The 20,295-nt window shown below is 61.0% G+C and carries 21 protein-coding genes and 2 pseudogenes; 16 read left to right on the top strand and 7 right to left on the bottom strand.

The window, feature by feature from the left end; genetic code table 11:
- Window positions 1–5 precede the first annotated feature (5 nt).
- Window positions 6–176 carry a lipoprotein gene (locus ACIGDJ_RS12645; protein WP_016772589.1) on the bottom strand — a complete coding sequence of 57 codons (171 nt, stop codon included), beginning with the start codon at window positions 174–176 and terminating at the stop codon, window positions 6–8.
- A gap of 226 nt (window positions 177–402) precedes the next feature.
- Here ACIGDJ_RS12645 and cyaY point away from each other — a divergent pair, with 226 nt between their 5' ends.
- From cyaY to rnk, 3 genes are all read left to right on the top strand, one after another.
- Window positions 403–729, top strand: coding sequence for an iron donor protein CyaY (cyaY, locus tag ACIGDJ_RS12640; RefSeq protein WP_101161569.1), 327 nt, complete (start codon window positions 403–405; stop codon window positions 727–729).
- Window positions 729–953 (top strand): DUF1289 domain-containing protein, encoded by a 225-nt coding sequence (locus ACIGDJ_RS12635; RefSeq protein ID WP_101161567.1) that lies wholly within the window; start codon window positions 729–731, stop codon window positions 951–953. The genes cyaY and ACIGDJ_RS12635 overlap by 1 nt, the downstream gene beginning before the upstream one ends.
- 126 nt (window positions 954–1,079) lie before the next feature.
- Window positions 1,080–1,499, top strand: coding sequence for a nucleoside diphosphate kinase regulator (gene rnk, locus ACIGDJ_RS12630; protein WP_039757397.1), 420 nt, complete (start codon window positions 1,080–1,082; stop codon window positions 1,497–1,499).
- Window positions 1,500–1,508: 9 nt separating this feature from the next.
- Here rnk and ACIGDJ_RS12625 read toward each other — a convergent pair whose 3' ends face one another.
- From ACIGDJ_RS12625 to ACIGDJ_RS12615, 3 genes are all read right to left on the bottom strand, one after another.
- On the bottom strand, window positions 1,509–4,352 hold the full coding sequence (locus tag ACIGDJ_RS12625; protein ID WP_397479334.1) for a class I adenylate cyclase: 2,844 nt from the start codon (window positions 4,350–4,352) through the stop codon (window positions 1,509–1,511).
- 182 nt (window positions 4,353–4,534) lie between these two features.
- Window positions 4,535–4,780 (bottom strand): TIGR02647 family protein, encoded by a 246-nt coding sequence (locus ACIGDJ_RS12620; RefSeq protein WP_101161561.1) that lies wholly within the window; start codon window positions 4,778–4,780, stop codon window positions 4,535–4,537.
- Between the two features lie 197 nt (window positions 4,781–4,977).
- On the bottom strand, window positions 4,978–5,268 hold the full coding sequence (locus ACIGDJ_RS12615) for a hypothetical protein (protein ID WP_101161559.1): 291 nt from the start codon (window positions 5,266–5,268) through the stop codon (window positions 4,978–4,980).
- Between the two features lie 123 nt (window positions 5,269–5,391).
- On the opposite strand from ACIGDJ_RS12615, the gene ACIGDJ_RS12610 reads away from it, so the two are divergent.
- Window positions 5,392–6,051 carry a glutathione S-transferase gene (locus tag ACIGDJ_RS12610; protein WP_397479333.1) on the top strand — a complete coding sequence of 220 codons (660 nt, stop codon included), beginning with the start codon at window positions 5,392–5,394 and terminating at the stop codon, window positions 6,049–6,051.
- Window positions 6,052–6,184: 133 nt separating this feature from the next.
- Here the strand turns inward: ACIGDJ_RS12610 and argH are convergent, their stop codons facing one another.
- Entirely contained in the window at window positions 6,185–7,579 is a 1,395-nt protein-coding gene (gene argH / locus ACIGDJ_RS12605) for an argininosuccinate lyase (protein ID WP_397504559.1), read from the bottom strand.
- 320 nt (window positions 7,580–7,899) lie between these two features.
- Here argH and ACIGDJ_RS12600 point away from each other — a divergent pair.
- The 8 genes and pseudogenes from ACIGDJ_RS12600 to ACIGDJ_RS12565 form a co-directional block, all read left to right on the top strand.
- Window positions 7,900–8,052: pseudogene (locus tag ACIGDJ_RS12600) on the top strand (sensor histidine kinase); the annotation flags it as partial.
- Window positions 8,049–8,795 (top strand): LytTR family DNA-binding domain-containing protein, encoded by a 747-nt coding sequence (locus tag ACIGDJ_RS12595; RefSeq protein WP_312999768.1) that lies wholly within the window; start codon window positions 8,049–8,051, stop codon window positions 8,793–8,795. The pseudogene ACIGDJ_RS12600 and the gene ACIGDJ_RS12595, both read left to right, overlap by 4 nt.
- A gap of 138 nt (window positions 8,796–8,933) precedes the next feature.
- The gene (gene hemC, locus ACIGDJ_RS12590; RefSeq protein WP_397479332.1) at window positions 8,934–9,875 is read left to right on the top strand and encodes a hydroxymethylbilane synthase; all 942 of its coding nucleotides are present in this window, start codon (window positions 8,934–8,936) and stop codon (window positions 9,873–9,875) included.
- Window positions 9,872–10,618 (top strand): annotated as a pseudogene (locus tag ACIGDJ_RS12585) (uroporphyrinogen-III synthase); the annotation flags it as partial. The gene hemC and the pseudogene ACIGDJ_RS12585, both read left to right, overlap by 4 nt.
- 36 nt (window positions 10,619–10,654) lie before the next feature.
- The gene (locus ACIGDJ_RS12580; RefSeq protein WP_312999825.1) at window positions 10,655–11,797 is read left to right on the top strand and encodes a uroporphyrinogen-III C-methyltransferase; all 1,143 of its coding nucleotides are present in this window, start codon (window positions 10,655–10,657) and stop codon (window positions 11,795–11,797) included.
- Window positions 11,794–13,032, top strand: coding sequence for a heme biosynthesis protein HemY (locus ACIGDJ_RS12575; RefSeq protein ID WP_101161549.1), 1,239 nt, complete (start codon window positions 11,794–11,796; stop codon window positions 13,030–13,032). Before ACIGDJ_RS12580 ends, ACIGDJ_RS12575 begins: the two co-directional genes overlap by 4 nt.
- Window positions 13,033–13,248: 216 nt before the next feature.
- The gene (locus tag ACIGDJ_RS12570; RefSeq protein ID WP_397479331.1) at window positions 13,249–13,800 is read left to right on the top strand and encodes a disulfide bond formation protein B; all 552 of its coding nucleotides are present in this window, start codon (window positions 13,249–13,251) and stop codon (window positions 13,798–13,800) included.
- Between the two features lie 182 nt (window positions 13,801–13,982).
- Window positions 13,983–14,441 carry an Rsd/AlgQ family anti-sigma factor gene (locus ACIGDJ_RS12565; protein ID WP_039757408.1) on the top strand — a complete coding sequence of 153 codons (459 nt, stop codon included), beginning with the start codon at window positions 13,983–13,985 and terminating at the stop codon, window positions 14,439–14,441.
- Window positions 14,442–14,497: 56 nt separating this feature from the next.
- On the opposite strand, the gene ACIGDJ_RS12560 is transcribed toward ACIGDJ_RS12565, so the two are convergent.
- On the bottom strand, window positions 14,498–15,163 hold the full coding sequence (locus tag ACIGDJ_RS12560; protein WP_101161546.1) for an FKBP-type peptidyl-prolyl cis-trans isomerase: 666 nt from the start codon (window positions 15,161–15,163) through the stop codon (window positions 14,498–14,500).
- Between the two features lie 192 nt (window positions 15,164–15,355).
- Here ACIGDJ_RS12560 and ACIGDJ_RS12555 point away from each other — a divergent pair, with 192 nt between their 5' ends.
- Entirely contained in the window at window positions 15,356–16,501 is a 1,146-nt protein-coding gene (locus tag ACIGDJ_RS12555; RefSeq protein WP_397479330.1) for an AlgP family protein, read from the top strand.
- On the opposite strand, the gene ACIGDJ_RS12550 is transcribed toward ACIGDJ_RS12555, so the two are convergent.
- Window positions 16,498–16,959: a TIGR02444 family protein gene (locus ACIGDJ_RS12550; RefSeq protein WP_101161542.1), complete on the bottom strand. Its 462-nt coding sequence runs from the start codon at window positions 16,957–16,959 to the stop codon at window positions 16,498–16,500. The two genes, ACIGDJ_RS12555 and ACIGDJ_RS12550, sit on opposite strands and share 4 nt — an antisense overlap.
- A 50-nt stretch (window positions 16,960–17,009) precedes the next feature.
- On the opposite strand from ACIGDJ_RS12550, the gene ACIGDJ_RS12545 reads away from it, so the two are divergent.
- The 3 genes from ACIGDJ_RS12545 to ACIGDJ_RS12535 all read left to right on the top strand — a co-directional run bounded on the left by ACIGDJ_RS12545 (window position 17,010) and on the right by ACIGDJ_RS12535 (window position 20,254).
- Window positions 17,010–18,920: an ATP-binding cassette domain-containing protein gene (locus ACIGDJ_RS12545; protein WP_397479329.1), complete on the top strand. Its 1,911-nt coding sequence runs from the start codon at window positions 17,010–17,012 to the stop codon at window positions 18,918–18,920.
- Window positions 18,920–19,501 carry a mechanosensitive ion channel family protein gene (locus ACIGDJ_RS12540; protein ID WP_101161538.1) on the top strand — a complete coding sequence of 194 codons (582 nt, stop codon included), beginning with the start codon at window positions 18,920–18,922 and terminating at the stop codon, window positions 19,499–19,501. The genes ACIGDJ_RS12545 and ACIGDJ_RS12540 overlap by 1 nt, the downstream gene beginning before the upstream one ends.
- Window positions 19,502–19,621: 120 nt before the next feature.
- The gene (locus tag ACIGDJ_RS12535; protein ID WP_397479328.1) at window positions 19,622–20,254 is read left to right on the top strand and encodes a LysE family transporter; all 633 of its coding nucleotides are present in this window, start codon (window positions 19,622–19,624) and stop codon (window positions 20,252–20,254) included.
- The last annotated feature ends 41 nt before the right edge of the window (window positions 20,255–20,295 follow it).

The raw sequence follows: 20,295 nt of genomic DNA, 5'->3' as shown, positions 1-20,295 counted from the left end.
ATCCCTTAGTAAACGTCGTGCTTGTGAGCCTTGGATGGCTGCTTCTGCGAAGACTGGGCTTGTTCGGCCGGGTCCTGGTCGTCATCGGGCAGGTACAGCGGGCCTTTTTGACCACAGGCCGAGACCAGGCAGGCAACCGCGACGAGCGCAGCAAGGGAAGAGATCAGGCGCTTCATGGCGAAATCCTTGAAAATGCGTTAATTGCGCCGGAGTATACCGGCCACCCGGCAGCTTGCCTATGCGAGGGGGTTCCCGTCCGGCGGGGCTCCTGTGATGTGCATCATCCCTGTGGGAGGCGTTGAGTGGGCCGACAGGTGCCTGGTCGTTAATCTTTGCAATCGGCCGGCAGCGTCCGTATCTTTCGGCGCTTGAGCCTGATCAGACATTTTTGAGGTTGCCGCAATGAGTTTGTCCGAAGCCCGTTTCCACGATCTCGTCGATGCTACCCAGCAGGCGTTGGAAGAGTTGCTGGAGGATCATGCCGACGATATCGAGATCACGGCTGGCATGATGACCATCAAATTCGACAATGGTAGTCAGCTGATCATCAGCCGCCAGGAGCCGCTGCGTCAGCTGTGGCTGGCGGCGCGTTCCGGCGGTTACCACTTCGACTACGACGAAGAGTCGGGCAAGTGGAGCTGCGAGAAGTCCGAAGAGCTGCTCGGCGAAGTGCTGTCGCGCTGTGTTCACGAACAGGCCGGCCTCGAGCTGGATTTCGAAGAGATCTGATGGTGACCGAGGCAGCCGCGCGTCCACCCAAGCCGCTTTACAGCAACGTCAGCCCGGCGGTGCCTTCGCCCTGCACGGGCGTATGTCGACTGGACGAACAGAAAGTCTGTCTCGGCTGCGCGCGCCATGTTGAAGACATTCGCGAATGGCGTTCGGCCGACGATCAGCGGCGGCGGGTGATCGTCGCCCAGGCGTCACAGCGCAAGCTGTCCAATGGTGCGTGACTTGTATATTTTTTGAGCTGTGATAGTGTCCGCGAACGCCTCAAACCACCGAGGCACGGTGAGAACCCCGTCTTTTTTGGCGGGGTTTTGCTTTTTTTGTGCAGAAGAAAGGAGTCTGCCTGGATCATGACCGCACCTTCCATCACCCTTACCCGTCTGGACGTCCAACGTCTGGAGCGCCTGATCGACAGCCTGAGCGAGAAAGACCAGGCTGCGCCGGGCGTGATTGCGCTGCAAACCGAGCTGGACCGCGCCGATACCGTGGTCGGCCACGATGAAGTGCCCGCCGATGTCGTGACCATGAATTCCCGCGTGCATTGCCGCGAAGAAGGCAGTGGCAAGGATTACCACCTGACGCTGGTCTACCCCAAGGACGCCAACGCCGACGAAGGCAAAATCTCCATTCTCGCCCCGGTCGGCAGCGCGCTGTTGGGCCTGAAGGTCGGCCAGCACATCGACTGGCCGGCGCCGGGCGGCAAGTCGCTGAAGCTGACCTTGCTGGAAGTGGAATCGCAACCGGTCAACGGCGGCGCCTTTCCCGAGTAAATCCTCGCCTCAAACCTGTTCGAGCGCTTCATTCAACGAGCGCTCCAGGTCCGCCTTGTAGCGCAGATACAGATTGCTTGAACTGTGCCCGTCACCGAGCAGACCCGAGAGGTCGAGGTCGGTGATGTAGCAGCGATAGCGCTCGGTCTCGCGGCGCTGTTCGACGATCTCCCGGGCGACCACGCTGAACAGTTGGTCGCCATGCTCCAGCTCGCTGAATTCCCGCTGATTGCAATACAACGTGACCTGCACTTCGCCGGGCGCGGCTTTGCCGATGATCGCCTGCACGTCGTAGAACGGTTTGTTCACTGGCGTCTGCGGTGCCGGACGGATCTCGACCCTGCGCGAGCGACCCGGGCCGGACGGCAACAGCTGGTAATACAAAGTCTCGGGGCTGCCTGCAGGGCCACCGTCCATCGGCAACTGCGCTTCACGGCGGTACTGGATCGATTGCACAAAACGCTGCAACGGCACCAGCAGACTCTGCTCGTCGTGGTAGGGCAGGTGCTGCTGCCACAACGCATTGAATTCATCCAGCACATACAGTTCGGCCTGCTGTTCGTTGATGCGGTAGAACACCTGAATGCACTCCGGCTGCCCCATCGGCAGGATCAGCGCCAGGTCGTGATCCTCGAGTGCCATGGGGTCGAGGTGCAGCGGGCTGTAGCGCGGTTGTTCTTCGCCCAGGTAATCGAGCAGTGCCGGCAGGGTAGCGAGCGCGACATGATTGACCTGACCTGGCACCAGCTCCAGCACGTGATAGTGCTGCTGCACCTGAATCAGGTAGCGATGATTCAATTCACTGAGCAGCAGGGTCTGCGCGGTGTCGACGATTTCTTCGACGCGGCGGGCAATGAACTGCGCGCGGTTATGGCAGAAACAGCGCACTTTCAGCGACGGCTGCACCAGACCGCGCGGCAGGTTGTTGAGGTAATCGCGCAGGCAATCGAGCAGCGCGTGCGGGCCGTCGAAACGATTGACCAGCACTTCGTTCCAGCTGTTGAGCGTAACCTGGTCGAGGGTCAGCACGAGATTTTCGCGCACGCCGGCGTAGCTCAGCGAGTCGGTGCGCTCGGTGGTCATCAGGATGTTCAGGTCACGGTGATGCTTGAGCGGGTCGACACCGACGTTGATCAGCATCAGCACTTCGCTGGGCACGGCGGCGCGCAGCAACGGCTCTTCCGCCACGCTGGGCAGGGGCAGGGCGATGCACTGCTGCAGGCTGCCGAGCAGGTTGAACAACTCAAATTCACTCAGATCGCTGGTGCCCGGATGCAGGGCCAGACGGGTGCTGCTGTCGATCACGCCGTTGCGGTGGCACCAGGTCAGCAGTTCAAGCAGCTCGCGACTGCGCTTGATCGGCGCAAAATTTTCCCACTCCAATGCCGTGAGGTTGCCGTTGTACAGCCCCCATTGGGTCTGCCCCGGTTCCTTTTTGTTGGGTGACTGCACCAGGGTCAGGGTGTCTTCGGCCAGATCCGGGGCGATGCCGGGGTTGATGAACTCGACCTTGTCGGCCTTGCGCTCGAAAGCCGCATACAGGCGCCGGCCGAGGACATTGAGATCGCGCTTGTTGATCAGGCTGACGGTCTGTTCGCTGCGGGCGAACTGGGTCAGGAAGCGATAGCTGTAGTTGAGCTCGTTGACCAGCGCGCGTCGCTCGGCGCTGACCTGGCGCACTTTCCACTGACTGCGACTGTCGAGCAGCACCAGTTGCCGCTGATCCCACTGCCATTCACCGGCCAGACGTTCGAGCAGTGCGCGCTGCCAGCCCTGGCTGCGGCTGTTACCGGTGAGCTTGCGATTGACCTTCAGATACAGCGCCCGGCGCACCAACTCCAGGCGTTCCGGCTCGTTGCGGGCGATGAGGTATTCCTCGATACGGCGGTACACGACCATGTACGGGTCGAGTTCATCGAGGTCGAGCTGATTGGCAAACACGGCTTTCTTGAAGCGCAGACTCAGGCACTGCACCTGCGGGTGTTCGCTGGCGTACACCTCGGTCAGTAGCAATTTGAGCACTGACTTGTAGGGTGATTCGATGCCTTTGAACAGCTGCCACAATCCGGCACCGATGAATTCTCCCGGCGGAATCGTCGCCATCGGCCCGAGATCCAGGGTTTCGTCGGCGCGAATAAAGCGTTTGGACAGTAGGGTATGGGTGTAGGCGTCGTAGGCTGTTTCTTCATAGACCGGCACCAGCCACCAGATCGGTGTGCGCCCGGCAAGCCAGATCGCCGTGCGGTAAAACTCATCGAGCAACAGATAGTGCTGGGTGCTGCCGCAGTTTTCCGAACTGAGCTGGGAGTCTCGTTCGCCTCTGACGAAACGCGCTGGGTCGATCAGGAAGAAATGCGCTTCGGCGCCCTGGCTCGCAGCCCAGTTTTCCAGCAACTGGCACTTCTTGCTCAGCTCACTGAGCTCGCTGTCGCCCAGATCCGGCGCATGGCAAACCCACACGTCCATGTCGCTCTGATCGGCCTGGGCCAGTGTGCCGAGGCTGCCCATCAGGAACAGGCCGTGGATCGGCCGCGGCGGGTTGCTGCCGTGGCGCGGTTTGTAAGAGAACGAACGGGTCAGGCGTTGTGCTTCAGCGAGCGCATTGGCGTCGGGCTCATAATTGGACAAGCCGGCCGGCGTACTGCCCGAGACATAGCCGGGCAGCAACGGATGATTGACGTGAAAGAACAGCGGCAACAGCGTCAGCACGCTTTGCTGGCGCGTCGACAAGCCTTCGAGGGCACGGCCGAGGCGGCCTTCATTGAGTTTGAGAAAACGTGCGCGCAGTTGACTGAGTACCTTGCGGTCGATGCCTTCGTCCAGGTCAGGGCGGATTTCGTGGGTGCGCGTCATGTCAGCTCAAACCGGCTTGCAGGCTCGGACGTAGAGGGTCTCGGAATGGCCGCAGTTTAGCCTCTGCGTAGCAGGACGTTTAAGCTGAATTTGTTTTTTCGCCGCAGATTTTTATCGACAGTGACCAGGCGGGCCCGCGGAAATCCCGTAGCAGGGGTTCCCGTGGGCAAAGTCATGAGGAATCAGGCGGTTTCCTGCTCTTTGAGAATCGTCAGTACGGTCTGCACGTTTTGCGCGGCATCGCGACCAAGGCTGGTCAGATAACCGCCATCGGGCTGGTCGGTGAGGTCTTTTTCAAACAGGCGCTGGGCAGCAGCGATGTGTTTCGGGGCAGCGGTCTGATGAATTTTCAGACCTTCCTGGGAACTGTCCAGGGGAAAGAGTGCGAGGACTTCCAGTTCGGCAACCAACTCAGGGGTAAGCGACATAAGGACTCCAGACTTTCTAGGAATTGGACGACAGCGCCCCTAAGGTGAACCCGCTGGTGCGGCATGTCCAGTGCTCAGATCAGGGGATTTTGTCTTGAGGCGAATTCCAGTGTAGTCCTCAAAAAAAAGATCGCAGCCTTCGGCAGCTCCTGCACGGAATCTATGCAGAAGCTGCCGAAGGCTGCGATCTTTTGATCTTAATGCTTTTCCGGTGGCAGCTCTGGCAAAGCGCGCAGCGCCGCTTCGTACCACTCGGTGTCGAAGGGACGATCTTCATCGAGCATCGCGTCAATCTCGAAAGCCAGCACATGGGCCATGAGATTAAGGATCTCCTCGCGCTCCATTCCGACCAGCGTGAGCTTGTTCAAAGTCGCCTTGGCCGCTGGCGGGTTGTCGCTTTCGATCTGGTTTTCGATGGCTTCGATCAGCGTCGCTTCGGTGAATGCTTCTTCGTCGTCATCGTTGACGATATCTGTCGGCTCGCTCATGGCAGGCTCCTCAGGGAAAGGCGCCAGTTTACCCGCATTCAGCGGCGTGATGCTGCTGGCGGGAAACGTCGCGGCGATCTATAAACAGGCACTGCCCACCCCGCACGGCCTGGAGGCTTTGTGATGTTCAAGCTCTACGGATTCGCTGTCAGCAATTACTACAACATGGTCAAACTGGCGCTGCTGGAAAAAGGCCTGCCCTTCGAAGAAGTGACGTTCTACCCGGCACAAACCCCGGAATCACTGGCCGTCAGCCCGCGCGGCAAGGTTCCGGTGCTGGGTGTTGATGCCGGTTACATCAACGAAACTGCGATCATCCTCGAATATCTCGAGCAGTCTGAAAAGGGCACGCCTCTCTTGCCGAGCGATCCGTTCGAGCGCGCGCAGGTATTGGCAATTGCCAAGGAGATCGAGCTGTACATCGAGTTGCCGGGCCGTGCCTGTTATGGCGAGGCGTTCTTCGGTGTGACGTTGCCCGAGGCGATCAAGGAAAAGACCCGGACCGAATTGCTGCTGGGCTTTGCAGCGCTGGGCCGGCACGGCAAATTCGCCCCCTATGTGGCGGGTGACCGCCTGAGCTTTGCCGATTTGTATTTCCTCTACAGCGTGCCGCTGGCCTGTGCGGTCGGGCAGAAGCTGTTCGGCATCGATTTGCTGGCCGAGATGCCGCAGGCGAAAGCTTTGCTGGAACGGCTTGAGCTGAATCCGCATGTGCAGAAGATTGCGGCGGACAAGGACGCGGCGATGCCGGCGTTTTTGGCGATGATTGCGGCCAAGAAGTAAGAATTACGCTGTTCTGAAGACCGCATTCGCGAGCAAGCCCGCTCCCACGTGGAGATTTTTGTCAGTCACACCGTTTGTGTTCGACAGAAATCCGAATGTGGGAGCGGGCTTGCTCGCGAAGCTTTTTTGGCTTTTAGCGGCTGGCCAGCAGGGCCTGACCACGAGCCACAGCAGCCTTGACCTGCGCCGGTGCCGTTCCGCCGATATGGTCGCGGGCATTCACCGAGCCCTCAAGGGTCAGCACGGCAAACACGTCCTGCTCGATCTCATCGCTGAACTGACGCAGCTCTTCCAGACTCATCTCGGCCAGATCCTTACCCGTATCGACGCCGTATTTCACCGCGTGGCCAACGATTTCATGGCAGTCGCGGAACGGCAGACCACGGCGCACCAGATAGTCAGCCAGGTCGGTCGCGGTGGAGAAACCGCGCAGCGCCGCTTCACGCATGATTGCGTGTTTCGGCTTGATCGCCGGGATCATGTCGGCAAACGCGCGCAGCGAATCGCGCAGGGTGTCGGCGGCGTCGAACAGCGGCTCCTTGTCTTCCTGATTGTCCTTGTTGTAGGCCAGCGGTTGGCCTTTCATCAGGGTCAACAGGCCCATCAGTGCGCCGAACACACGACCGGTCTTGCCGCGAACCAGCTCGGGCACATCGGGGTTTTTCTTTTGCGGCATGATCGAACTGCCGGTGCAGAAGCGGTCCGGCAGATCGATGAACTGGAACTGCGCGCTGGTCCACAGCACCAGCTCTTCGGAGAAACGCGACAGGTGCATCATCGCGATGCTCGCGGCCGAGCAGAATTCAATGGCGAAGTCACGATCGGAGACGTTGTCCAGCGAGTTGCCGCCGACGGCGTCGAAGCCGAGCAGCTGCGCGGTGTATTCGCGATCGATCGGGTAAGTGGTGCCAGCCAGCGCGGCGCTGCCCAGCGGCATGCGGTTGGTGCGCTTGCGGCAGTCGACCAGACGCTCGTAGTCGCGGCTGAGCATTTCGAACCAGGCCAGCATGTGGTGACCGAACGTCACTGGCTGCGCGGTCTGCAAGTGGGTGAAGCCCGGCATGATGCTCGCAGCTTCGCGCTCGGCTTGCTCCAGCAGGCCTTTTTGCAGGCGGGTGATCTCGGCCAGGATCAGATCGATTTCATCGCGCAGCCACAGGCGGATATCGGTGGCGACCTGGTCGTTGCGGCTGCGTCCGGTGTGGAGCTTTTTACCGGTCACGCCGATGCGGTCGGTCAGGCGTGCTTCGATGTTCATGTGCACGTCTTCGAGGTCGACGCGCCAGTCGAACTGGCCGGCCTCGATTTCGCCCTGAATGGTGTTCAGGCCGTCGATGATGCTGTCGCGCTCGGCATCGGTCAGCACGCCGACTTTGGCCAGCATGGTGGCGTGGGCGATCGAGCCCATGATGTCGTGGCGATACAGGCGCTGGTCGAAAGTGACGGAGGCGGTGAAGCGGGCGACGAAGGCGTCGACGGGTTCACTGAAGCGGCCGCCCCAGGACTGATTGGTCTTGTCAGTGCTCATGAATTCGCTCGTATCGGCTTGAAGAAATGACGTGAAACGCTGGCGCGGATAATAACAGGGTTGCCAATCCTGTCGCTGACACCGATCGATACGTTTTTACCCCGATGTGTCAGGCGTCTCCCGCCGTGTCTGCAAGGAATTTACAAAAGGATATTTTTTGATTGAGCAATATCGTTCCGACGAACGTCTACAGTGGACATAAGGGTCGGTGCGAATGCGGATCATGCAAAGGTCCGGCCACTGGCTATAAGAAGAGGGGGCGGGTGAGTTGTACAACGGTCACCCACCGTGAGAAACGCAGGAAACACTGGGCTCTGAGCGGTACGACCCGGACGCTGGCAAATATTGCTGGCCGACGTACGGCACTTTTTGGCGCTCGGGCTAGTCTTAGCGTGGATCGCGGTGACGGAGGTCACTACACCTGTCTACGCTATCCTTGTGCGAGACTCACGCAGGAATCCAGCGCAATATGAATGTCCTGATCGTTGATGACGAACCCCTGGCTCGCGAGCGCCTAAGCCGTATGGTGAGCGAGCTCGAGGGTTACACAGTCCTGGAGCCCAATGCCACGAATGGCGAGGAGGCGTTAGCGCTGATCGACAGCCACAAGCCGGATATCGTTTTGCTCGATATCCGCATGCCGGGCCTCGATGGCCTGCAGGTTGCTGCCCGACTGTGCGAACGAGAGACGCCGCCGGCCGTGGTGTTTTGCACCAGTCCCGATGAATTTGCCGTGGAAGCCCTGCAGGCCAGCGCCGTGGGCTATGTGGTGAAACCTGTGCGAACCGAACACCTGAACGAAGCCCTGAAGCGGGCTGAGCGTCCCAATCGGGCGCAACTATCGGCCCTGACCCGTCCCGCTGCCGAAAGTGGCAACGGCCCACGCAGCCACATCAGCGCGCGTACTCGCAAAGGCATCGAGCTGATTCCGCTGGATCAGGTGGTCTACTTCATCGCCGACCACAAATACGTGACCCTGCGTCACGAAGCCGGCGAGGTGCTGCTCGACGAACCGCTCAAAGCACTGGAAGACGAGTTCGGTGAGCGCTTCGTGCGTATCCACCGCAACGCGCTGGTCGCTCGCGATCGCATCGAGCGATTGCAGCGCACACCGCTGGGACATTTCCAGTTGTTTCTCAAAGGCCTCAATGGTGATGCGCTGATTGTCAGCCGTCGGCATGTCGCCGGTGTGCGCAAAATGATGCAGGGGCTTTGACCCGGTCTTCACCGGGCCATTCGAGTTCATTTACCCGGCATGGCAGGCCAGGGAGGCCACGCCGTTTTCTGATTCAGGTCAAAGTGCATTTGCCTGAGCTGTTATTATCCGCCGTATCTATTCAGTACGGATTGTTCCATGTCCCCTCGCGAAATCCGCATCGCCACCCGTAAAAGTGCGCTGGCCCTCTGGCAGGCCGAATACGTCAAAGCCCGTCTCGAGGTGGCCCACCCGGGTCTGCTGGTGACGCTGGTGCCCATGGTCAGTCGCGGCGACAAGCTGCTCGACTCGCCCCTGTCGAAGATCGGCGGCAAGGGCCTGTTCGTCAAGGAACTGGAAACCGCGTTGCTGGAAAACGAAGCCGATATCGCCGTGCACTCGATGAAAGACGTGCCGATGGACTTCCCGCAAGGCTTGGGCCTGTTCTGCATCTGCGAGCGCGAAGACCCACGCGACGCTTTCGTCTCCAACACCTACGCAAGTCTTGAAGCGCTGCCTGCCGGTGCCATCGTCGGCACCTCGAGCCTGCGTCGGCAGACGCAACTGCTGGCGCGTCGTCCGGACCTGCAGATCCGTTTCTTGCGCGGCAATGTCAACACTCGTCTGGCCAAACTCGATGCCGGTGAGTACGACGCGATTATCCTTGCCGCGGCCGGTTTGATCCGCCTCGGTTTCGAAGATCGCATCACTTCGCCGATCAGTGTCGATGACAGTCTGCCGGCCGGTGGCCAAGGCGCGGTCGGCATCGAATGCCGCAGCGCCGACAACGAAATCCATGCCTTGCTCGCGCCTTTGCACCACGCCGATACCGCTTCGCGGGTGAACGCCGAACGCGCCCTCAACAAACATTTGAATGGTGGCTGCCAGGTGCCGATCGCCTGCTACGCCGTGCTCGAAGGCGAGCAGTTGTGGTTGCGCGGTCTGGTCGGCGAGCCGAGCGGTGGCAAGCTGCTCAGTGCCGAAGCGCGGGCGCCGCGCGCTGACGCCGAAACCCTGGGCGTGCAGGTCGCCGAAGATCTGCTCAAGCAGGGCGCTGACGACATTCTCAAAGCGGTGTACGGCGAGGCGGGTCACGAGTGACTGGCTGGCGCCTGCTGCTGACGCGTCCCGCGGATGACTGCGCGGCGCTGGCCGAACAGTTGGCCGGGCAGGGGATTTTCAGCAGTTGCCTGCCGCTTTTGGACATTGTTCCGCTGACGGTCTCTGACAGTATTCGTCAGGCGATTGCGCGATTGCCCACTTGCAACGCAGTAATCGTGGTCAGCAAACCGGCGGCGCGGATTGCGGTGGATCTGCTCAGGTCCGAAGGCGCGGCGCCATTGAGCATGCCGTGGTTCAGCGTCGGCGCGGCGACTGCCGAGATTCTTCGCGATCATGGTCTCGACGTGAGTTTCCCGTCGGATGGCGATGACAGTGAAGCCTTGCTGCAATTGCCGCGTCTGCGCGAGGCGCTGAGCCAGCCCGGCGCGCAGGTGATGATCCTGCGTGGGGAGGGTGGCCGTGAGCTGCTCGCTGAGCGCCTGCGCGCGCTTGGTGCTAGTGTCGAGTATCTGGAGTTGTATCGCCGCGACCTGCCTGCCTACCCGCCCAGCGAGCTGCCACGGCGGATCGAAGCGGAACGCTTGGACGGGCTGGTGGTCAGCAGTGGACAGGGTTTCGAGCACCTGCGGCAGATGGCCGGCGATGCCTGGCCGAAGATCGCGCAGTTGCCGTTGTTTGTACCGAGCCCGAGGGTCGCCGAGCTGGCACGTGCCGCCGGGGCTCAAACAGTTGTGGATTGCCGCGGCGCGAGTGCCGCGGCTTTGCTGACGGCGTTACGGGAGTTTCCCGTGCCGTTTTCCAATGCAAAGGATGGATACGTGAGCGAAACAGCCTTGCCCAAAGATGACGCCCAGCCTGCGCTCGATGCTCAGGTTGAAACTCCACCGCCGGCCCGGGAGCCGCGCCGAGGCAATGGACTGGCGATTGTCGCCCTGCTGCTTGGCGCCGCCGGTGTCGCCATCGGTGGCTGGGGTGTCTGGCAGGTGCGTCACCTGCAGAACAACACGCAGCAACAGTCGAGTCAGGTGCAGGCGTTGAATGATCAGGCGCAGAGTCTGAAGCTCAACGAGCAGCGTCTGACCGAGCGCCTTGCGCAGTTGCCTGGCGCTGATGAACTCGCCGAACGCCAGCGTCTGGTCACGCAATTGCAAGGCGATCAGCAGCGCCTCAATCAACGTCTGGAAACCGTCCTCGGCGCCAGCCGCAAGGACTGGCGTCTGGCCGAGGCCGAACACTTGCTGCGTCTGGCCAGCCTGCGTCTCTCGGCATTGCAGGACATCAGCAGTGCGCAGGCGCTGGTGCAGGGCGCCGATGAAATCCTCCGAGAACAGAACGATCCGGGTTCCTTCGCCGCGCGCGAGCAAGTGGCGAAAACCCTGGTCGCCTTGCGCAGCACCGAACAGCCGGATCGCACCGGGCTGTTCCTGCGTCTCGGCGCGCTGCGCGATCAGGTCATTGACCTCACCGAGCTGGCGCCGGAGTACAAGGATCGCGGCGAGTCACTGCTGGGCCTGACCAGCGATGGCGATGGCGCCAGTCGCTGGGCGCAATGGTGGGACAAGGTGTCGCGCTATATCCGCATCGATTTCAACGCTGACAAGAACGTCAAACCGCTGCTGGCCGGGCAAAGCCTGAGCCAGGTGCGCCTGGCCCTGAGCCTGGCGCTGGAGCAGGCGCAGTGGGCGGCGCTCAACGGTCAGGCGGCGGTGTACACCCAGGCGCTGGCCGAGGCACGCGATGTGCTCAAGGGCAATTTCAACCCGGACAATCCGCAAAGCAAAGTCATGCTTGAACAGGTCGCCGAGCTGAGCAAGGAACCGGTCACCGTCAAGACGCCGGATCTGGCCGGCACCCTGAGTGCGGTGCAGGGATATCTGGAGCGACGTAACATCAATGCCGAGGAATCGGTGAAACCGTTCGCCAAGCCTGCCGCCAATGCTGCGCAGGAGGCGACCCCATGAAGCGCCTCTATGTAATCGTGTTTCTGGTCATCGCGGCGACGGCAGCGCTGGGCCTGGCGATCGCCGAGCATTCCGGTTACGTGCTGGTGGCGTACAAGAGCTTCCGCTACGAGGCGAGCCTGTGGGCAACGCTGGCGGTGATCACGGTGCTGTGGCTGCTGTTCTGGGGTATCAAGGTGTTGGTCGAGCTGGTGACGACCTCTACCGGCGTGGTCAATCCCTGGTCGCGGCGCAATCGCAGCCGCCGCGTGCAAGTGGCAATCGAACACGGGCAACTGGATCTGGCTGAGGGTCGCTGGGCCAGCGCGCAGCGGCATCTGACCCGCGCCGCCGAAGCCGAACGCCAGCCGCTGCTTTATTACCTGGGCGCCGCACGCGCGGCCAACGAGCAAGGCCAGTACGAAGAAAGCGATCGTTTGCTCGAACGTGCGCTGGAGCGTCAGCCGCAAGCCGAATTGGCGATCGCCCTGAGTCACGCACAGTTGCAGACCGATCGTGGCGACACCGACGGTGCGCTGGTGACCTTGCAGGCAATGCATGAACGGCATCCGCGCAGCGCGCAAACACTGCGTCAATTGCAACGTCTGTATCAGCAGCGTGGCGAATGGACGGCGGTGATTCGTCTGCTGCCGGAGTTGCGCAAGGACAAAGTGCTGCCGCCGGCCGAACTGGCTGAACTCGAGCGTCGCGCCTGGGGGGAAAATCTCTCGCTGGCAGCTCATCGCGAAGAGGACGGCACGGTGGGTCTGCAGTCGCTCAAGCGGGCCTGGGAACAGCTGACTTCAGCGCAGCGTCAGGAGGCCCCTCTGGTATTGGCCTATGCCGAGCAATTGCGCCAGCTAGGCGCTCAGGTCGAGGCCGAAGAGGTGCTGCGCACCGCGCTCAAGCGCAGGTACGACAGCCATCTGGCGCGGCTTTATGGTCTGGTTCGTGGTAGTGATCCTGCACGACAGTTGCAAACCGCTGAAGGCTGGCTCAAGGAGCATCCGGCCGATCCGAGCCTGCTGCTGACCCTTGGGCGTTTATGTCTGCAAACCAGTCTGTGGGGCAAGGCTCGCGACTATCTGGAAAGCAGTCTGCGCGTGCAGCGCAATCCTGAGACATGCGCTGAATTGGCCCGACTGCTCGCACAGCTCGGCGATACCGAGCGCAGCAACCAGTTGTTCCAGGAAGGTCTTGGGCTGCTTGATGAACGTTTGCTGGCGGCGCCTTTGCCGGTTGCGGCGAAGGTCTGAGAGGCGAGGGAGGATGCTCCCTCGTGAACTTCACTGACCGAAAATTCATCTTCTTTGTGCTCTTGAGGCAAAGTCCTACAGAGTCCCTCATCTTTTCCTCTTGAACCTGTCGGGTTTTCCCTACATCTGTGGTGAACTGTCGGCAGGCCCTTGCCTTGAAAGGCTGACACGCTTTCCTCTACCGTAACTGCCTGTCTCTACTGTTACGGAAAAGCCATGTCGTTGGCCTGCTCACGCTCCTTGTTCTTCATCGCTTTCATTGCGGGGGCCTTTGCTCTGGGAGCTTCCTATTACCTCGAATATGCGGTGGGCCTGACGCCTTGCAGTCTGTGCCTGGTGCAGCGCTTGTTCCTCACCTTGCTGTGCATTGGCTGCGGCGTGGCGGCGGTGCATGGCCCCCGGCGTGGCGGATTATGGTATTACTGGCTGTTTGCGTTGGGCGCCAGTCTGGGCGGAACCACCGCTGCCTGGCGGCAGGTGTTGATCCAGAGTGATTCCATGTTGCAACTGGTCAAATGCTCGCCGACTGTGGAATCACTTTTCAGTGGCTTGCCATGGATCTGTGCCCTGCAACGAATGTTCAACGGCGGTGCCGACTGCTCGGAAATCTCCTGGACACTCTTCGATTTGAGCATCCCGGAATGGAGCCTGCTGTTTTTTGTCGGTGTGTCCATTCTTGCGGTTTATCAGTTGTTGCGGCTGATCTGCAGTGCTCTGCAACGACCGGTCAGCGACGAAGCGTCGCACCACGTACTGGTCAGGGATTAAACACTTGTATGAACTTTATCTCCTGCGTACCTTGAAGCCATAGGCGTGCGGGCATAATCTGGCCGGCACGTGTCATTGGATTTATGTTGCTCGATGACGCTCTGCCCGATCGTCCACCCAGTCAAATCAGAACATGGACGCGGGTGTAGAGCAGCATGACCCACAAGGGAAGAGAGATCGCCATGCTCGAAAGTTGTCAGAATGCTCAGGAACGTTGGGGTGGGGTTCATCTGCTGATCGACCGCTGGTTGCAGGAGCGTGAAGAGCTGATCGGCGCCTACGACAAACTCGGTGCGCAGCCTGATTCGCTGTCTGAAAGCCGCAAACCTCTACTGGAATTCTGCGGTGTGCTGGTCGATTACGTGTCGGCCGGTCACTTTGAAATCTATGAACAGTTGACTGGCGAAGCAAAGGCGTTCAACGACAAGCGCGGTCTGGAACTCGCCGAGACAATCTACCCGCGCATCGACGTCATTACCGAGAAGCTGCTCGCGTTCAACGACCTGTGCGATGAAGGTAAATGCGTTGCGGAGAAATTCAAGGAATTGGGCGGCTTGCTGCATGAGCGCTTCGAACTTGAAGACTGCCTGATCGAAGTGCTGCACACGGCACACAAGGCAGAAGACCCGGTTCAGGCCTGAACCACATCCTTGCGGAAAAACGGTGCGCCGAAAGCGCACCGTTTTTTTATGCCCGATCAGTTCGTCGCGCCACGCAGTTCCACTTCAAACACCAGTGGCGTGAACGGTGCGATCAGGTCGCCGGCACCGTCGGCACCATAAGCCTGATCCGATGGAATCACCAATCGCCATTTTGCCCCGACCGGCATGTTCTGCAGCGCCGTGCGCCAACCGGCAATCACGCTGTCGAGGTTGAACCATTGCGGTTGGCTGTTCTGGTCAAACACAGTGCCGTCCGGCAACTTGCCGACATACAACACCTGAACTTTTCCGTCGGGGCCGGCTTTGGCGCCGGAGCCCGGGACGAGTTCGGTCAGAAGGATGCCATCGGCCAATTCCTTTACGCCCGGTTTGGCTTTTTCCGCGCTGAGAAACCGTTGCTCGTTCTCCATCGCAGCATCACTCGATTGGCGTGATGCCTGCTCGGCATTGCGCGATTCGTGATCGGCCAGAATCTGTTCGATACGCGCTTCACTCAACGCCAGGGGCTTGCCCTGATACGCCTGTTGCAGGCCTTCGATCAGCGCCTGGATCTGCAACTGCGGCACCTCCTGGCGCAGCCGTTCACCGAGGCTGGCACCGAGGCTGTAAGCCAGGTCATGAGCATCATTCGCCGTGGTTTTTTCATCGGCGTATGCCGCCGAAAAAACCACGCAGAGGGACAAAATAAAGTAGCGCGACATGGGCACTCTCCGACCTGAGATGCGAGGGATTATGCCAGTGCAAACGTCTGCATCGGTGAACTGCTTTTACCCCGGTGCAGAACATTTCGGCTTCGGTGCAACGCAACGGCGCAGATACTGTCAACATGCCCTAGCGGCGGTATCAGCAGAGGTCTAGTATGAGCCGCACTCACGTCAGCCAGGAGGTAAACCATGTCGGCCACCAAGAAGCCTGTAAATACTCCGTTGCACTTACTCCAACAGTTGTCGGGCAGCTTGCTCGAGCATTTGGAAAACGCTTGCTCGCAAGCCTTGGCTGATGCTGAAAAACTGCTCGCCAAGCTGGAAAAACAGCGTGGCAAAGCGCAGGAAAAACTGCACAAATCGCGCACCAAACTGCAAGACGCCGCCACCGCCGGCAAAGCCAAGGCGCAGAATAAAGCCAAGGCCTCGGTGAAAGAACTCGAAGACCTGCTCGACGCGTTGAAAGATCGTCAGTCCGAGACCCGCAGCTACATTCTGCAGCTCAAGCGCGATGCTCAGGAAAGCCTGAAGCTGGCCCAGGGTGTTGGCCGCGTTCAGGAAGCAGTGGGTAAGGTCCTGTCGTCGCGTTCGGCCAAACCCGCAGCCGCTCCAGCGAAGAAAGTCGCTGCCAAACCTGCTGCAAGCAAAGCCCCGGCGAAGACCGCTGCGGCCAAACCTGCTGCTGCGAAAACCACCGCCAAACCCGCCGCCAAGGCACCGGTAAAAGCGCCTGCCAAACCAGTGGCGAAAACTGCAGTGAAGAAGCCGGCGGCGAGCGCGGCAACACCGGCGGCTAAAACCACTGCAGCCAAACCTGCAGCCAAAACCACCACTGCCAAGCCCGCTGCGAAACCGGCCGCGACCAAAACTGCAGCGGCTAAGACCGCAGCCGCAAAACCTGCCGCCAAGACAGCGGCAAAACCAGCAGCCAAGCCTGCTGCAAAAACCGCCGCTGCGAAGCCTGCAGCCAAGACCGTGGCTAAACCTGCCGCGGCCAGACCTGCTGCGAAAGTGGCGGTAAAACCGGCTGCCAAACCAGCCGCAACATCGGCAGCAAAACCTGCAGCAAAAACCGCTGCGAAACCGGCCGCCAAGCCTGCTGCGGCGAAACCAGCGGCCAAGCCAGCCGCAAAACCAGCGGTGAAAAAGCCTGCTGCTGCCAAGCCAGCCGCTACCAAACCGGCTACCGCTCCAGCAGCCAAGCCTGCGCCTGCGGCTTCCCCGGCTGCTCCAGCTGCGTCCGCACCGTCGTCCGCCGCTCACTCGACCCCTTCGACGGCGCCAGCGCCAGCCGCTTCGTCGAGCGTCAGCAGCACCCCGACCAGCGCTTCCTAAGTGCCGGTTGCCGCGACGCGCAGCACTTGCAGCGCGTCGCGGTTCAGGCTGGCTGCACTGCCGGCCAAGCCTTCCAGCCAGGTCACCGAACCTGCCTCGTTGCGCGTCCATTCCTGCGCCACACCTTCCAGCCGTGACAACAAGGTTCGTTCAGCTTCAAGCTCAAGTGACTTGATCTGCTCGCGCATGCCTGCCACCACCGCATCATCGACGGCCCGCACTTTCCATTGCATGCGCAGGCTTCGCAATGGCTGCACCACTTCGACATCCCACGGCGCGGTCAAGGCCTTGAGCAGGCGTACGCGCGGTTCATCGCAGGTCACCGCTCGCTGCTCCAGCCACAAACCGCATAGCAACAGGCAGACATTGGCGCCCGCCGTTTGCAATCGCAGGCAGGCATCTTCCACGCCCGGTCGGGCGTAGACATCAAGGGCAAAGCTCCACAGGTCAGAGGACATCGTGCTACTCGCGCCAGTTGTGAGCGAAGCTGGTAGACTCCGCCGCCATTATGATCCGACTTCAGAACCTGACTTTACAGCGTGGCCCGCAACGTCTGCTAGAAGACGCCGAGCTGACCCTGCACGCCGGCCACAAAGCCGGCCTCATCGGCGCCAACGGTGCCGGCAAATCCAGCCTGTTCGCCTTGCTGCGCGGCGAGTTGCATCCGGATTCGGGCGACTGCCTGCTGCCGGTCGACTGGCGCATCGCGCACATGCGCCAGGAGGTCGACACCCTTGAGCGCCTGGCGGTCGACTATGTGCTCGATGGCGACCTGCGTCTGCGTGAGGTGCAGCGCGAGCTTGCCGCCGCCGAGCAGGCCCATGACGGCACCGCGCTGGCGCGCCTGCACGCCGAACTCGACAGCGCCGACGGTTACACCGCCGATGCACGGGCGCGCAAGCTGCTCGCCGGTCTTGGTTTCACCAATGAGCAGATGGATCGTCAGGTCGGCGATTTCTCCGGTGGCTGGCGGATGCGTCTGAATCTGGCACAGGCACTGATGTGCCCCTCGGATCTGCTGCTGCTCGACGAACCGACCAACCACTTGGACCTCGACGCAATCATCTGGCTCGAAGAGTGGCTGAAAAGCTATCCGGGCACCTTGCTGCTGATTTCCCACGACCGCGACTTCCTCGACGAAGTGGTCGATCACGTCGCCCATGTCGATCAGCGCAAACTGACCCTCTACCGGGGCGGCTACACCGCGTTTGAGCGCGCCCGCGCCGAGCGCCTGGCCCAGCAGCAACAGGCCTACGAGAAGCAGCAGGCGCAGCGTGCGCACATGGAAAGCTACATCGCTCGCTTCAAGGCCCAGGCGACCAAGGCCCGTCAGGCGCAGAGCCGGATCAAGGCGCTGGAGCGCATGGAAGAATTGTCGGCGGCCCACGTCGATTCGCCGTTCGACTTCGTCTTCCGCGAGTCGACCAAAATCTCCAGTCCGCTGATCGACCTGTCCAATGCACGCCTGGGTTATGGCGACAAGACCATCCTGGAGAAGGTCAAGTTGCAACTGACCCCGGGTGCGCGGATCGGTCTGCTCGGGCCGAACGGCGCGGGTAAATCGACGCTGATCAAGAACCTCGCCGGCGAGCTCGAACCACTGGCCGGGCGCCTGACCCGTGGCGAGAACACCGTGGTCGGCTACTTCGCTCAGCATCAACTCGATTCGCTGGATTCCAAGGCCAGCCCGTTGCTGCACTTGCAGCGGCTGGCGCCGGGCGAGCGCGAGCAGACCTTGCGTGACTTCCTCGGCGGCTTCGACTTCCGTGGCGCGCGCATCGATGAGCCGGTGCTGAATTTCTCCGGTGGCGAGAAGGCTCGTCTCGCGCTTGCGTTGATCGCCTGGGAGCGGCCGAACCTGTTGCTGCTCGACGAACCGACCAACCACCTCGACCTGGAAATGCGTCTGGCACTGACCATGGCCCTGCAGGAATTCAGCGGTGCGGTGCTGGTGGTGTCTCACGATCGGCATTTGCTCAAGAGCACCACCGACAACTTCTATCTGGTCGCCGACGGCAAGGTCGAAGAGTTCGATGGCGACTTGGAAGATTACGCCCGCTGGCTGGTGGAATACCGCCAGCGTAATGCGCCGGTCAGCAACACACCGGTCAATCCGGACAAGACCGACAAGAAAGCTCAGCGCCAAGCGGCAGCAGCGTTGCGCCAACAACTGGCCCCGCACAAGCGCGAGGCCGACAAGCTTGAAGCCGAGCTGGGCAAGCTTCACGAGAAACTGGCCAAGGTCGATGCCAGCCTCGGCGACAGCGATATCTACGAGCCGGCACGCAAGAATGAACTGCGGGATCTGCTCGCCGAACAGGCCAAATTGAAGGTTCGTGAAGCCGAGTTGGAAGAAGCCTGGATGCAAGCGCTGGAAACCCTGGAAAGCATGCAGGCGGAGCTGGAGGCGTTGTCCTGATGGAAGCCTTCAAACTGCCCTTTGCGGCGGTATGGGTCGAACCGCTCTGGTTCACCGCGCAGATTCTGCTGATTCTGCTCGCGGGTTACCTGACCCAGCGTTTCGTCGCCAAAGGCCTGACTCGCCTGGGTGAGCGTTATCCTTTCCCGCCGCAATTGCTGATGCCGCTGCGTGGCGTGCTGCGCTGGCTGATCATGGGCAGCGCGCTGCTCTTCGTGCTTGAGCGCCTCGGCGTTTCGGCGACAGTGCTGTGGACGGCGCTGTCGGGTTTTGTCGCGGTGGCGGCGGTGGCGTTCTTCGCCATGTGGAGCGTGCTGTCCAATCTGCTCTGCGCGATCCTGATCTTCACCGTCGGACCGTTCCGCCTCGGCGATGTGGTCGAGCTGGTGGACACCACCGACAAGCCTGGCGTCAAAGGCCGGGTGATCGCGATCAATCTGCTCTACACCACGCTGGTCGAGGCCGAAGAACTCGGCACCGGCAGCGCCATGGTGCAGGTGCCGAACAGCCTGTTCTTCCAGCGTTCGGTGCGGCGTTGGCGCGGGACGGATGTGTTGCCGTCGAGCGGGTTCGAGAAGTAGCTTTTTCAGCGAGATCAAAAGATCGGACGATCGCGGCCCGAGCCTTCGGGCGATCTTTTGCTTTTAAGCCCAAAGCGCATTAGCTTGAGCGTCTGTCACGATTCAGAGCCGAGGTGTGCGATGGAGCTTCAAACATGGCTGGCATTCTTTGCCGCCTGCTGGGTGATCAGCCTGTCCCCGGGCGCGGGCGCCATCGCGTCGATGTCCAGCGGTCTGCAATACGGATTCTGGCGCGGCTACTGGAACGCGCTGGGCCTGCAGATCGGCTTGGTGGTGCAGATCGCGATTGTCGGCGCGGGTGTGGGTGCCGTGCTCACCGCATCGGCCACAGCGTTCCATGCGATCAAATGGTTCGGCGTCGCTTATCTGGTTTATCTGGCGATCAAGCAATGGCGGGCGTTGCCCATGGACATGAGCGATGACGCCGCGGTACGGCCGATCGGCAAGCCGCTGGCCCTGGTGTTTCGCGGCTTTCTGGTGAACATCAGCAACCCCAAGGCGTTGGTGTTCATGCTCGCGGTGTTGCCGCAGTTCATCAATCCCCACGCGCCGCTGCTGATTCAGTATGTGGTGATCGGTGTGACGATGGTGTTTGTCGATCTGATCGTGATGGCCGGTTACACCGGGCTGGCGTCGAAGGTGCTGCGTCTGTTGCGCACGCCCAAACAGCAGAAGCGCATGAACCGCACCTTTGCCGGGTTGTTCGTCGGCGCGGCGGCATTCATGGCGACGTTGCGCAAAGCGGCGGCGTAAACCGCTCGGGCAAGAAAAAAGGCGACCTTTGCGGGTCGCCT

Origin of the sequence: Pseudomonas sp. NPDC079367, assembly GCF_044542195.1 — a bacterium.
In the GTDB taxonomy this organism is placed as follows: domain Bacteria; phylum Pseudomonadota; class Gammaproteobacteria; order Pseudomonadales; family Pseudomonadaceae; genus Aquipseudomonas.
This window is presented reverse-complemented; position numbering and strand designations above follow the sequence as displayed.